This window comes from Actinomycetota bacterium (assembly GCA_014360655.1).
Lineage (GTDB): Bacteria > Actinomycetota > Geothermincolia > Geothermincolales > RBG-13-55-18 > JACIXC01.
In genome coordinates, this window is record JACIXC010000010.1 from 54,308 (window position 1) to 66,945 (window position 12,638).

Below are 12,638 nucleotides of genomic sequence, written 5' to 3' on the forward strand. Positions count from 1 at the left end.
ACGATGGAGAAAAGGATACGCGTTCTGCTCTTCAAGCCGGGCCTCGACGGCCACTGGAGGGGGATAATGACCGTTTCCAAGGCCCTTTCCGAGGCGGGCATGGAGACCATCTTCTTCGGTTTCAAGACCGTGGAGGGAGTGGTGGAGGCGGCCATCCAGGAGGACGTCGACGTCATAGGGTTCTCCGTCCACTCCGGCGCCCACCTGGAATGGGCGCGGGAACTGGTACGGGAGCTGGAGGAGAAAGGGGTGAGAGACGATTTCCTCCTCCTGGTGGGCGGGGTCTTCCCCGAGGAGGACCACGAGGAGCTGCGCCGCATCGGCATGGACGGCGTCTTCGGCCCCGGGACGGTGACCGGGGACATCGTCGCCTTCATCAGGGAGAGGCTCGGCAAGGTGGAAGTGGGATAGCCGGACCGGCACCGCTCGCGCCCGCGCGTGCCGCGGGCGGGGCGGAGGGCGCGGGAACGCGGCGGAGCCGCGCCGGCAGCGGTAAAAGGAGGTCGGATAATGGCAGGCAGCAGCAAGAGAAAGCTCGGTAGGGGAGTGGCGATCGTCGGCGCCGGCATGTCCAACTTCGGGATGTTCCCGGACAAGGACTCCAAGGACCTCTTCGCCGAGGCCTTCGCCGAGATGCTCGCCAGCGTGGACAAGGGCATCGATCCAGCCGACATCCAGGCGGCCTGGATAGGGAATTTCAGCAACGACTTCTTCGTGCACCAGGCGCACTGGGGTCCCATCATCGCTGACGTCACCGGCATCGTCCCCAGGGCGGTGACCAGGACGGAGGGGGCCTGCGCATCCAGCACCCTGGCCATGCGCGACGCTCTCATGGCGGTAGCCTCGGGCATGTACGACATCGTCCTGGCCGGCGGGGTCGAGGAGATGTCCAAGTGCACCACCGAGGAGGTGACGGAGGGGCTGGCCCTGGCCACCTCGCCCTACGAGGGGGAGGCCGGCTACACCTTCCCCGGCGTGTTCGGAGCCCTCGCCACCGCTTACTTCCACAAGTACGGCGCGGGGCGCGAGCACCTCATGAACATAACCATAAAGAGCCACGAGAACGCGCCCCTCAATCCCAAGGGGCAGTTCAAGCAGACCATCCGGGACCTCATGGAGGCCAAGAAGGCGCGCATGGCCAAGAAGGGCGAGCCCGTCCCCGACTGGGCGGACGAGAAGGAGGCCCTCTTCGACCCCAGCTTCAACCCTCCCGTGGCCTGGCCCATGCACCTCTTCGACTGCTGTCCCATAAGCGACGGCGCGAGCTGCATCCTGCTGGTGGCGGAGAACCTGGCGAAGAACTTCACCGACAAGCCCATCTACGTGGTCGGCTTCGGACAGGGGAGCGGCAGGGGCCTGCACGCCTGCCCCAGCCTCACCTCCTTCGAGGCTAACCGGCAGGCGGCGGCGGAGGCCTACGGCATGTCCGGCCTGAAGCCGAAGGACGTGCAGTTCGCCGAGGTGCACGACTGCTTCAGCATAGCGGAGCTCATCCACGTGGAGGACCTGGGCTTCTTCCCGGAGGGGGAGGGCTACAAGGCCATCGCCGAGGGGGAAACGCGGCGCGAGGGGCGCATGCCCATCAACACCTCCGGTGGCCTCAAGTGCAAGGGCCACCCCGTGGGGGCCACGGGAACGGCACAGATGTACGAGGTATGGAAGCAGCTGCGGGGCGAGGCGGGAGAGCGCCAGATCCCGGGAAGAGACCTCTACATCGGGGCCACCCAGAACCTGGGAGGGACCGGCGGCACCTGCACGTTCACCATCTTCGAGAGGAGGTAGGATCATGGAGGAGAGGCCGATCAGCGACATCTCTTTCCGCAAGTTCCTCGCCGAGGAAAAGCTCATGGGGTCCAAGTGCGGCAAGTGCGGGAAGCTCTACGTGCCCCCCCGTCATTTCTGCTACGAGTGCGGCAGCTCGCAGATGGAGTGGCACGAGATGAAGGGCGAGGGAGAGCTCGCCGCCTATACCTGCATCTTCGTATGCCCCGCTTTCATGGCCGAGGAGGGGTACGGCAGGAAGAACCCCTACTGCACGGGCGTGGTGGCCCTCTCCGAGGGCCTGCGGGTGGTCGCCCGCATCGAGGGGGTGGACGCGAGCAAGCCCGAATCCATAAAGATCGGCATGCCCCTGAAGGTGACCTTCCTGCACCGCGGCGAGGGCGACAAGGCGAAGACCTACCTGGCCTTCAAGCCCGCTTAACGAATTCCACTTCCCGCCGGGAAAGGCTTGCGGGGCGCACGCGTGCGCGAGCGTGCGCCCCGCAGGTGGGATCTCGTATCCATGCGCGAGGTCTATAATATACATTATATTGTAATATGTTCATTATAACGAGAGATTTCAACGTGTTTGCACTTCGTTGTATTCATGTGGTACCGGAAGACCACGCAGTAAAAGAAAATGTAAATGTTAGGCTGTCCTTGGGGAAGAACGGCGATCCTGCCGCGTTAATCGCCGGTAGGGGAGCGCCTGCGTTGTCTTTTAAGCGGTTGACGGCCATATGCGTATGCGGGTGAATCCTCGCGGCGAAAGTGTCGCCGCGGTGTGATCGATGATACCGTTCGTTACAAGGGATTTGCTAGCGAAAGAAAGGTAGTGACTTCCTCAAGGAGCGTTGGACGGAAGAACGAGGGGGTTCTGGGTGCGCCCTTGAGTGAGGCCCTTTGGGGAACTACCGCGATTCCCGGCCTGGTTCGCCCCTGGTACTTTGAAAGCGCCGATAATATATCTTATGTTAAGTTATAAATAAAACGCTCCATCCAAGGGTATCTTCTTATATCTCCAGCAAGCGGGCCTCCCCGTCCCCCGCGCCTTAGCTGCGACATGACTAGGCGTAAGTCATCCTCTCACGTTTCAAGTGACTGGGCCTGCTCCCGCAACTCGCGACGCAGGACCTTCCCCGCCAGGCTGGCCGGCAGCGCCTGATCAACTTACGTATCCTCATGCTTCAGGAGTGCCTGATGTCCGTTTACCGTTTTGAACGAGAAAGCGTCTTCACGTCCAGGTTCCTATCGGATCTCAAGTGACTGGGCCTGCTCCCGCAACTCGCGACGCAGGACCTTCCCCGCCAGGCTGGCCGGCAGCGCCTGCTCAACTTACGTATCCTCATGCTTCAGGAGTGCCTGATGTCCGTTTACCGTTTTGAACGAGAAAGCGCCTTCACGTCCAGGTTCCTATTGGATCTCCAGTGACTGGGCCTGCTCCCGCAACTCGCGACGCAGGACCTTCCCCGCCAGGCTGGCCGGCAGCGCATCCACGATCCTCAGCAGGCGTATCTTCTTGTACTTGGCGAGGCGCTCGTTGGCGTACTGCAGGAGCTCCTCCTCACCAGCCTGCGCACCCGGCTTGAGCTCCACGAAGGCGACGGGCACGTCGCCGTAACGCTCGTCGTACTTCCCCACCACCGCCGACTGCGCGACGGCGGGATGGGAGTTGATGACCTCCTCCAGGTCGCGCGGGTAGACGTTGTAGCCCTTGTAGATGAGCATGTCCTTCTTGCGGTCGACGATGTAGAGGTAGCCGTCCTCGTCGAACTTCCCTATATCGCCGGTATGGAGCCAGCCGTCGCGCAGCACCTCGGCGGTCTCCTCGGGGCGGTTCCAGTAGCCTTTCATCACCTGGGGTCCCCTGATACAGATCTCCCCTATCTCCCCCACCGGCAGCTCCTTCTCGCCGCTCTCGGGGTCGACGATCTTTATCTCCGTGTCCTGCATGGGGAGGCCGACCGAGCCGAGCCTGAAGCCTTCGCGGTTGGGCGGGTTGGCGGCACAGCCCATGGTGCACTCGGAGAGGCCGTAAGCCTCACATACCACCCCGGGTATCTTTTCCTGCAGGGACTCCAGGAGGTGCAGGGGGATGGGGGCGGCACCGGAGGCGACCAGCCTGATATCCGACATGTCTATCTCCCGGAAAAGCGGGTTCTCCACCAGCTGCACGAAAAGCTGGGGGGCTCCCCCGAAGCCGGTGGCCCGGTACTTGTTGATGGCCTGCAGGTATTCCGTGGGGTCGAAGCGCGGGAAGACAACGAGGGTGGTGCCGCCAAGGAGCTGCATATCCAGGTAGCCGATTACGCCCATGGCGTGGAACCAGGGCACCACGATGAGGGACACCTCCCTGCCCTCCCTTGTGGGATGGTCCTCGGGACGGTCGCCCTCCATGCGCCTGACGTGAAATGTGCCGTCGTGGAAGTCGACGTCGCCTCCGCCGAACCACAGGGCGAACTGGCAACAGTTGACTATCACGTTGTAGTGGGTGATCATCACCCCCTTGGGGGTGCCGGTGGTGCCTCCGGTGTAGGCGATGTGTGCCAGATCCTCGCGCACGTCGAATTCCACCCGGGGAGGCTCCGCCGGGTGCTCCGCGAGCAGAACCGAAAAATCGAGTACGTCCTCGGGGAGCGGCTGCTTCTGCAGGAGCTTGGCGGGCGCGGCGACGGGAGGATAGCAGTCGGCCAGGCTCACCAGGACGGTGCTCCTCACCGGTGTCCTGGGTAGGACCTGCTGCGGGGTCCCGAAGAGGAGGTCCAACCCCACGAAGGTCTCCACGCCCGCGTCGCACAGCTGGAACTCCAGCTCGCGTTCCGCCAGCAGGGGGCTCAGCGGCACGAACACCGCACCCGCCTTGAGGAGACCGAAGTAGGCGATGGCGAACTGGGGACAGTTGGGTAAGTGGATGCCCACCCGGTCCCCCTTTTTCACCCCCAGGGAGGCGAGGGCGGTCGCGAAACGGTCGGAGAGGTTGTCCAGCTCCTGGTAGGTGAGCTCCATGCCACCGAAGATGATGGCGTTGCGCCACGGCCAGCGCCGGGCCGAGGAGCGCAGGATCTCGAATACGGGTACCTCCGGGTAGTTCAGGTTCCGGAAGACACCCTTGGGCCAGCATTTGAAGTTCTTCTCCATGACATATCCCCCTTCCTCGTCGGACCCTCCTCACCCGTCATCGAACGCCATCCCCTCGCGCTTCATCCCCCACCCCCCAAGGCCGCGCCAAGCCTCCAAGGCGTGAGGCACACTCCCGTCATCGGGCGGCAGGAAGACGAAAACGGATGTGATTGAGGACCTGCGACTTTCCGTTCCGTTGAGGCTGCATCCCCGTTTTATAATGATAGAACACGTTACGCTGCTCTTCCAGCGCTTTTACCCCCGTCGTTGCGATACCGGACGTCTGTGAGACCGGACTTTGCCGGATCTTCCAGACCGAACATCTGGGAGATCACCCCTTTCCTCTTGTCAAATTTGCTTGATCTGTCGGGATGATAATGCTGGACTCCCAACCTCTTTCAGCCCGGAAAGCGCCCGCCGAAACGATACGGCATCCCCGCCGTCCACCGTTCCGTCACGCCCATTCCGCGACGCCGCGACCCAGCAGGCGGTTTCCCCCGCTTCCATCAGCAATGCTACCTAATTTTCCATATAATTACATATAAAGCCTTTTTCTAATACCAAAGGTCGATTTTCTTACCCGCCGGAACTAATACAGAATTATTTACGGATTGAGAGTCCAACGCCCCACCCGGAATGCAGCCGGCCCCCCCGGTCGGCTGCTTCCATTTTGTCGTGCCCGAACCGGGGACCGTGGCGCACCTTCGCCGAAGTTCTCTTCCAGGAAGGCCTTGAGCTCGGGATAAGCGTCGGTGATCACCCCGTCGATGCCGCATGCGAGGAGCTCCTCGAGGTTCCCGGCGGAGTTGACCGTCCAGGTGATCACCCTCAGGCCGCGTGCGTGCGCCCTGCTCACGAGCTCGCCGTCGACGCTGAAACAGACGGGAAGCACAACGGAGGCCCCGCAACGGCGTGCCATGCGGAGCACCCTGTCCGCCGCGGGATCGAACTGGCTTAGGACACCGATCTCCGCAGGGCAGGCGGTTTCCCGGAAGGCGGCCAGAAAGTCGACGTCGAAGGACGTGATGAGGGGCGTGTACGCCGGGGGGGTTTCGCGCAGGGTTTCAGCCAGGACAAGCGGGTCGCACTTCTTGATCTCGAGGTTGAGGGCGCACCTGTCGCCCGCCGTCTCCAGGAATTCCCGCAGTGTGGGCACGTAGGGGGCCCTCTCCCTTATCTCCCGCAGGCTAAGGCGCCCCAGGATGTGGTAGCCGAGGAAGGGACCGTGGTGGATCACCGCCACGCCGTCGCTCGACATGCGCACGTCGCATTCCACCATCTCCACCCCGAAGTCCAGGGCTTGCCGCAGGGACTGCAGGGTGTTCTCCGGCCCGAAGCCGCGCCCGCCACGATGGCTCACCAGAAGGAACTCGCTCTCCTCCACCCTACCGTTCGTGCGCCGCAGGATGATCATCTTGCACCTCCGCTCACTTCTTCGGCCGCCGGGCGCCGCGACTGAAACGCAGCCTGCCGCGGGGTGGACATGCATGTGGACGGCAAAGCCCGGCCGTTCCGCTTGGAGATGGCGCGGTGGCTCAGGCGACCGGCCCCCGGCATGCGGCAGGACGCCCGGGCGCGAACCACCCAGGCGTCCCAGGCGACTCAGGCGCGGATGACCTGGCGCAACAGGATGCCCTTGTTGTCGCCCCTGGACTCCTTGTAATAATTGGCGGTCAGGAAAAGCGCCAGCAACAGGAAGGGACAGAGCACGCAGAGCACGAAACCTCCAGGGGATCCCAGGAAACGCAGGAAGGCCCCTCCCATTGGCAGCACCAGGCGCACCTTCCCCTGCACCTTCCGTGCCGGTATGACGAAGGGGTCTACCTGGGTGTTGCCGTCCCCCTTGGTGACCGCAACCAGCTCTCCGTCACGCTCCTGCATGGAGACGACGCGGTGGACGATACGGGCCGCGCCATCCTCGGGATCCGGGAAGATGATCACGTCTCCGGGCTTGATACCCTCTGGTTGCACGCCCGCCACAAGGACGGCATCGCTGTCCCTGATGGTGGGCTCCATGGAATCGCCCTGCACCTCGTTCAGGGGCGAGAAGAGCGCCTGAGCGATGATGAGGAAATTGCACAACAACGCCATTGCCACCAGGCAGTAGACGGCGAGCTCCAGCAGCCGTGACAGAGACCTTTCCACGAACCGCATCTCGTCCTCCTCCTCCCTCGTGTTTTCCAAGGTCATGCATCGGAAGGCGCGCGGAAGGATGTGGATAGCCCTAAGGTATTATTCCCGACGTACCTCGGACCGATATGAAACACCCCGGGTCCCGGTGTCGCATGCGCGCGTGTCGCATGCGCGCGTTGTCCCCGTTAAGCGAGGGCGTGGCGGAAGGAGCGCGCAGGGCGTGACCCCTAGCGGTCCGTCACCCAGAGGCGTTGCGTTTTACGGGAGATCCAAGCGCAAGGGGAAAGAGGTTCCTGCGACGGTCGCCGTATCATGACCATCGCACGCCCTTGCGGGCGCAGCAAGCGGGCTTCGCAAGCGTCTTTTATCCCGCCAGGTATCCCCGGAGTGAAAGTATCGCAAGCCGGCCCTACCCATGGCTGTGGCAGCGCGGACGGGAACGGAAAGGTCTCCTCATCCCTCCTGGGCGCCCTCCCCCACCTTCGCGTTGAGGTCCTTTACGAGGGCGTCCACGTCGATGCCGTGAGCCAGGGCGCCCTGTTCTATGTTCTCGAAACGCGCCACAGCGCATCCCACGCAATGCAACCCGTGCTCCATGAAGACCCTTATGGTCTCGGGGTTCTTCTCCACCACTTCCTGGATGGTCATGTACTTGGTGATGGCCATTTCTCTACCTCCTTTTATCTCGTCCCCTTTAGTTTAAGCGTATGCACTTGCGTTTGCCAGAGCATTTTCCCGGCCGCGCATGATGCAGGTCAGCCTTCGTTCTCCAGCTGCAGGTGAAGGTCGAGGAGATCGTCCCAGGAAAGCGGCGGGTTATCGGCCGCCTCCTTGCATTCTATGGGGGGGTTCAGGAGCACGGGCTCCCGCCCGTTCATGCGCATGAAGTCGACGAAGCGCGGGTCCGCGGGGTAGGCCTGGGGGTCACCGCAGCCGTAACAGGTGAAGGTGTAGAAGGTACCGTCACCGTCCCCGTGTTCCACCAGGATGATGTCCTCGACGGCCAGGGCCACGTCTCCGCACCTCCAGCAACGCGACTTTATCCTGAGCATCTCCCCTCCTTTAACATTAAAAACTATATATACTGTATTTATATACTATGCTATAATAATCCTTGTCAATACGTTGAGGCGGGAGGGATCTTGACTTACCGCGAGAGGGTGGCCATGGTGTCCGCGGCCCTCGCGGACCCGACGCGACGCCAGATCATGGAGCTGCTCCTCGACGCCGGGATGCCAATGTCGGCGCGCGAGGTGGCGGAGGCATTCGGCCTGCACGTCAACGCGGCGCGCATGCACCTGGAGAAGCTGGTCAAGGGGGGGCTTCTGGCGGTTACCCGCCGGCGCGGCGAAAGGGGGGGCCGCCCCGCCCACATGTACGTGGTTAGCGATGAGGACTGGGAACTGCACCTGCCCCCGCGCAGCTACAGGCCCCTGGCCGCCATACTCGCTTCCGGCTTGCGGCAATGCGGGACGGACGTGATGGCATCGCTGGTCGAGGAAGCGCGGGCTTACGGGCGATCGGAGGGAGCGCGCAACGCGTCGCCCCTTGCCCTGCTGGCGCGGGGAGCGAAGTTGGACGCGTTGGTGGAGGCCTGGAAGGAAGACCTTGCCCGCAGGGGGGTTTCGGCCCGGTTGGGCGGGAGGGAGGACGGGAGCGTGGAGGTCACCTTTCTCTCCTGTCCCTTCGGCGGTGTCGTGGACGTCTGTCGCGAGCTGGTGTGCGAGATACATCGTGGCATGGAGGAGGGCCTGCTCGGCCTGGCCGGGGAATGGCGTATAGAGCGCGCGGGGGAAGGCTGCGTGTTCACCGCCCGCAGAAGAAGGCCGGGGCGGCGCGCGGGTTGAGCTGCGTTTCCGCAAGGGCGCGCCGCCGCGCGAGGCCGGCGTCTCGAAGAAGTCGCTGATGCCCTTGACCTTCCGTACGAGTTTCCGCAAGGGCGCGCCGCCGCGCGAGGCCGGCGTAGCCTGGAGATGGCGGCTCACACGGCATGCCGCGGGGTGGTTCCCCGTGGCATGCCGGTCTGGTACACCCGATCTCCCCGGACACGCATTAAGGCACCGGGGACAACCCCATATCCATGGGAGCGGGTAACCGACAGGAGCAGGATGAGGTATGGAAACGGGATACAGGCTGGGCGAGACGATCCCCATGGCCGGGGGCTGCACCAGGGCCCCTCAAGCCTCTTCGTCCGGCATGCCGTCACGCCCCGTTCCGGCTCTCCCCTCCCCTCCCAGCTTGATGCCGTACTTCAGGAGGAGGTGCTCGTAATCCCTTCGGTAGAAAATCTTGCATTTCACCTCGGGATACAACTCGCATAACCTGCGGATCTTGCGGTTCTTCTTGGTCACCAGCTTCTGGTCCAGGGTGGTTATCTCGATGTAGAGGTCGAACTCCGGCAGGTAGAAGTCGGGGGTGAACTTGGAGACCGGGTTGCCGTTCTTGTCCCAGGCGATGTCGAAACTGACCGGTTCATAGAGCCACTTGATATCGTAGAAATCAAGCAAGCGGGCGAATTCCTGTTCGCTGCGGTGAGCGAATCTGACCTCGTACCAGCGCCTGTAGACCTTCTCCTCGTTCACGGCAAGAACCACCGTTGCGCTTTCCGGCCTTCCTACCCCTCCCGCGTCCGCAGCCTCGCTCGCATCGCTCTTCCGCCGGGCGGGCTCAGGCGGACTTTGCGGACCCCGCCTTTTCGCGGAGCCCGTGCCCGGAAGAACGGATTCCGCTCGTCAAGGGACTTTCAGCCGCCCCTGGGGACGAGAACCTCGAACTCCGTCCACTGCACGCCGCTCAGCCCTATGTGCCGTGCCGCCCCTTCGGAAAGGTCGAGGACCCTGCCCGGGACGAATGGCCCCCTGTCGTTCACCTGCACGATCACCTGCCTGTCCCTGAAGGTTACCAGGAGCCAGGTCCCGAAAGGCAGCGTGCGGTGGGCGCAGGTGTAATCGTACATGTTGAAGATCACGCCGCTTGCCGTGGGGCTCCCGTGGAATTCGGCCCCGTAGGATGTCGTGTAACCCGCATAGACCAACCCGGTGCGTTCGAAGTCCGAGAGTGGCGGAGGGGTCGGCACCCTGTCCAGGAGCTTACCGGGAGGGGGCACGGACCAGGTGGTGGCGGGCGGCGAGGTGGAGCCGGTCGGCTTTGCCTGTCGCCCCGCTGCCAGTACGCGCAGGCGGGCGTTTATCTCGTCCAGCTTTGCCTGCAGGGAAGCTATACGCGAGTCAAGGGCCTGGAGGTCGAGGGACGCGGCTATTCTCTCCCTCCTGGCGCGCATCTCCCTCAGCTCGCGCGCCGCCAGGCCGCTCTCGGCGATCTTTTCCTTCAGATCCTGCAGTGCCTTCCTGTGCGCTTCACCGATACGGTCGAAGTAGCTCGTGTCCTGCCAGAGGTCATCGAACTCCCGTGCCTCGAGGATGACCTCCAGCTCACTCGCCTCCCCCCGCATGTAAAGGGAGCGCAGCGACGCGTCGTATACCTTCTGGCGGTCGGCGAGCTCCTCCTGCAACCTGAGCTCAGCCTCCTGGGCGGCGGCGATGCGCCGGTCGAGGTCTTCCAGTTCATGCTGCAGGGCCTCCCCTTCGGCCGCCGCCAGTTTTCTGCGCGCACGCAGGTCGAGTATCTCGTAGGTCAGGCGGTTGGCCTCCTCGCGAAGCTCTTTTTCCTCCCCGCTTCCCGCCGCGGCGGGAAGGGCGTAAAGGAGCATGAGCAGGGCCATGAGCGCGGTCACCGCCCTGCGCGCAACGCCACGCGACCCTTTCGCTGACCTCATGCCATGACCTCACTTTGCCGTTCAGGTTCATGTTCAATCATAGCAGAAAAGATCATCCTCAAGCGCAGGTTGACCACGATGGGGTTCGAGTGGGCCAGCACGGGATCAGGTATAACGCCCTCCTTGCAGCCAGGCCTTCGAAGTGGCGATCTCCTCCAGTTTTGCCAGCTGCTCCACGGTCCCGATGGCGATGATGCAGTCTCCGGCGTCGAGGCGGGTATCCTTGGCGGGCTTGGTGTCGAAGTTCAAGCCCCTTTTCTTCACCGCCAGGACGAGGGCGCCCGAGGCGGAGTATATCTTGGCCTCCTCGATGGTCTTGCCGTCCAGGTAGGAATTGGGCTGGATCTCGACGTCGTCGATACGCCACTCGAGGTTTTCTATGTTGAACTGGATATACTGGCCCTTGGTCACCAGGTCGAGGTAGTCCCAGACCATGGGCTTGAGGAGCATGGCCGCCATGCGCCTCCCGCCGATGGAGTGCGGCGAGATGACCCTGTCGGCGCCCGCGCGCCGCAGCTTGGACTCGGACTCCTCCACGTCGCAGCGGCTTACTATGAAGAGGTGGGGGCACAGCTCCCTGGCGGTGAGGGTTATGTAGAGGTTCTCGGCATCGCTGGAGAGGGCGGTTACCAGGCCCTTGGCCTTGTCGATCCCCGCTTCCCGCAGCGATTCCTCCTTGGTTGCGTCCGCCTTTATCACCAGGTATCCCTTTTCCAGAGCTTTCTCCGCCACCGCGGGGTCCTTCTCTATGATCACGAAGCTTGCGTCCGCGTCCTCCAGGTCTTCCGCTATGTGCTGGCCCACCCTTCCGTAACCGCAAAGGATGTAGTGCCCGATCAGGTTCTCGATGTCCTTGCGCATCTTTCTCCTTCCCATGATTCCCGTCAGGCTGTTCTCTATCATGAATTCTACCGCACTGACCAGGGTGTAGCCCACGGTGCCCACCCCGCCGATGATGAGGAAGATGGTGAATATCTCTCCCCCCGTTCCCAGGGTGAAGGTCTCGCCGTAGCCGATGGTGGTGATGGTTATGATCACCATGTAGAGTGCGTTGAGGAAGTTCTGGTGCTCGATGATCATGTACCCCACGGTGCCGAGGATGGTGATTGCCACCAGCAGTATCGCCGCTTTCTCCAGGGCCTTTAACCGGTCCAACGTTCACCTCTCGTCGTCGTGGGATCGCCGCCTCCGCGTTCCCCGCGGGACCTTTCCCAAAAATAGTAACGCAAGCGCGCTCCTTCGGTAAAATGAGCTCCGTAAGGAAGCTTGGCTGGCAAGACGGGGGCCCTTCGCATCGGGGGCGGCTGCCTAGAAGAAGTCCTCGGGCTTGACGTCCTTCAGGAAGTCCCGGAAGCGCTCGATCTCCTCTTCCTCGTCGGTCTGGATGAAGACGCTGGCCTCGTTCAGCACGTGCTCGTCCGAGTATATGGACACGCCGGTACGCACCGCCAGGGCTATGGCGTCGCTGGGGCGCGCATCGATCTTGAAGGGCTTCCCCTCGTATACGAGGTTGATGTCGGCGTAGAAGGTGCCCTCCCTCAGGTCGGAGATGACCACTTCCTTCATGGTGATGCCCAGCTCGTCAAGGATGTTCTTCATGAGGTCATGTGTCATGGGACGCGCGGTCTCGATGCCCTGGAGGGCGAAAGCGATGGCTGTGGCCTCGAAGGCCCCTATCCATATGGGAAGGTAGCGGTCGCCTTTCCTTTCCTTGAGGAGCACTATGGGTTGGTTCGCCGGCAGCTCAACCCTTACCCCTATCAGTGTCAGCTCCACCATCGCCATCACATCCTCATCGTTTCACCGTTAAACTATAGCACCCTTCATGGCGTGTCAAACAGCCCTTCCA

13 protein-coding genes are annotated in these 12,638 nt (G+C 62.8%); 4 read left to right on the top strand and 9 right to left on the bottom strand.

Annotated features, from left to right (window positions below; translation table 11 throughout):
* Positions 1-3: 3 nt before the first annotated feature.
* The 3 genes from H5T73_08225 (at position 4) to H5T73_08235 (ending at position 2,203) form a co-directional block, all read left to right on the top strand.
* On the top strand, positions 4-411 hold the full coding sequence (locus tag H5T73_08225; GenBank protein MBC7247752.1) for a cobalamin B12-binding domain-containing protein: 408 nt from the start codon (positions 4-6) through the stop codon (positions 409-411).
* 96 nt (positions 412-507) lie between these two features.
* Positions 508-1,782, top strand: a complete 1,275-nt coding sequence (locus H5T73_08230) for a hypothetical protein (GenBank protein ID MBC7247753.1) — start codon at positions 508-510, stop codon at positions 1,780-1,782.
* A 4-nt stretch (positions 1,783-1,786) separates the two neighbouring features.
* Positions 1,787-2,203, top strand: a complete 417-nt coding sequence (locus H5T73_08235) for a Zn-ribbon domain-containing OB-fold protein (protein MBC7247754.1) — start codon at positions 1,787-1,789, stop codon at positions 2,201-2,203.
* 971 nt (positions 2,204-3,174) lie between these two features.
* Here the strand turns inward: H5T73_08235 and H5T73_08240 are convergent.
* The 5 genes from H5T73_08240 to H5T73_08260 all read right to left on the bottom strand — a co-directional run bounded on the left by H5T73_08240 (position 3,175) and on the right by H5T73_08260 (position 8,066).
* A complete protein-coding gene (locus tag H5T73_08240; protein ID MBC7247755.1) occupies positions 3,175-4,899 on the bottom strand; it encodes an AMP-binding protein in 1,725 nt (574 codons plus the stop codon).
* Positions 4,900-5,485: 586 nt separating this feature from the next.
* Positions 5,486-6,295: a glycerophosphodiester phosphodiesterase gene (locus tag H5T73_08245; protein ID MBC7247756.1), complete on the bottom strand. Its 810-nt coding sequence runs from the start codon at positions 6,293-6,295 to the stop codon at positions 5,486-5,488.
* Positions 6,296-6,483: 188 nt separating this feature from the next.
* Positions 6,484-7,035, bottom strand: coding sequence for a signal peptidase I (locus tag H5T73_08250; GenBank protein MBC7247757.1), 552 nt, complete (start codon positions 7,033-7,035; stop codon positions 6,484-6,486).
* Positions 7,036-7,467: 432 nt separating this feature from the next.
* A complete protein-coding gene (locus H5T73_08255; protein ID MBC7247758.1) occupies positions 7,468-7,680 on the bottom strand; it encodes a DUF1858 domain-containing protein in 213 nt (70 codons plus the stop codon).
* An 89-nt stretch (positions 7,681-7,769) separates the two neighbouring features.
* Positions 7,770-8,066, bottom strand: a complete 297-nt coding sequence (locus H5T73_08260) for a hypothetical protein (protein ID MBC7247759.1) — start codon at positions 8,064-8,066, stop codon at positions 7,770-7,772.
* Positions 8,067-8,156: 90 nt separating this feature from the next.
* Here H5T73_08260 and H5T73_08265 point away from each other — a divergent pair, with 90 nt between their 5' ends.
* Positions 8,157-8,861 (top strand): helix-turn-helix domain-containing protein, encoded by a 705-nt coding sequence (locus H5T73_08265; GenBank protein MBC7247760.1) that lies wholly within the window; start codon positions 8,157-8,159, stop codon positions 8,859-8,861.
* A 330-nt stretch (positions 8,862-9,191) separates the two neighbouring features.
* On the opposite strand, the gene H5T73_08270 is transcribed toward H5T73_08265, so the two are convergent.
* The 4 genes from H5T73_08270 to H5T73_08285 all read right to left on the bottom strand — a co-directional run bounded on the left by H5T73_08270 (position 9,192) and on the right by H5T73_08285 (position 12,568).
* A complete protein-coding gene (locus tag H5T73_08270; GenBank protein MBC7247761.1) occupies positions 9,192-9,596 on the bottom strand; it encodes a hypothetical protein in 405 nt (134 codons plus the stop codon).
* Between the two features lie 161 nt (positions 9,597-9,757).
* Positions 9,758-10,294 carry a septal ring lytic transglycosylase RlpA family protein gene (locus H5T73_08275; GenBank protein ID MBC7247762.1) on the bottom strand — a complete coding sequence of 179 codons (537 nt, stop codon included), beginning with the start codon at positions 10,292-10,294 and terminating at the stop codon, positions 9,758-9,760.
* Between the two features lie 600 nt (positions 10,295-10,894).
* Positions 10,895-11,944 (bottom strand): potassium channel protein, encoded by a 1,050-nt coding sequence (locus H5T73_08280; GenBank protein MBC7247763.1) that lies wholly within the window; start codon positions 11,942-11,944, stop codon positions 10,895-10,897.
* 153 nt (positions 11,945-12,097) lie between these two features.
* Positions 12,098-12,568 carry a bifunctional nuclease family protein gene (locus tag H5T73_08285; GenBank protein ID MBC7247764.1) on the bottom strand — a complete coding sequence of 157 codons (471 nt, stop codon included), beginning with the start codon at positions 12,566-12,568 and terminating at the stop codon, positions 12,098-12,100.
* Positions 12,569-12,638: the final 70 nt, after the last annotated feature.

Excerpts from the sequence above, each read along its gene's own strand:
- H5T73_08225 (MBC7247752.1), top strand. The coding sequence starts at position 4 with ATGGAGAAAAGGATACGCGTTCTGCTCTTCAAGCCGGGCCTCGACGGC.
- H5T73_08235 (MBC7247754.1), top strand. The coding sequence starts at position 1,787 with ATGGAGGAGAGGCCGATCAGCGACATCTCTTTCCGCAAGTTCCTCGCC.
- H5T73_08240 (MBC7247755.1), bottom strand. The coding sequence starts at position 4,899 with ATGGAGAAGAACTTCAAATGCTGGCCCAAGGGTGTCTTCCGGAACCTG.
- H5T73_08245 (MBC7247756.1), bottom strand. The coding sequence starts at position 6,295 with ATGATCATCCTGCGGCGCACGAACGGTAGGGTGGAGGAGAGCGAGTTC.
- H5T73_08250 (MBC7247757.1), bottom strand. The coding sequence starts at position 7,035 with ATGCGGTTCGTGGAAAGGTCTCTGTCACGGCTGCTGGAGCTCGCCGTC.
- H5T73_08255 (MBC7247758.1), bottom strand. The coding sequence starts at position 7,680 with ATGGCCATCACCAAGTACATGACCATCCAGGAAGTGGTGGAGAAGAAC.
- H5T73_08260 (MBC7247759.1), bottom strand. The coding sequence starts at position 8,066 with ATGCTCAGGATAAAGTCGCGTTGCTGGAGGTGCGGAGACGTGGCCCTG.
- H5T73_08275 (MBC7247762.1), bottom strand. The coding sequence starts at position 10,294 with ATGCGCGCCAGGAGGGAGAGAATAGCCGCGTCCCTCGACCTCCAGGCC.
- H5T73_08285 (MBC7247764.1), bottom strand. The coding sequence starts at position 12,568 with ATGGTGGAGCTGACACTGATAGGGGTAAGGGTTGAGCTGCCGGCGAAC.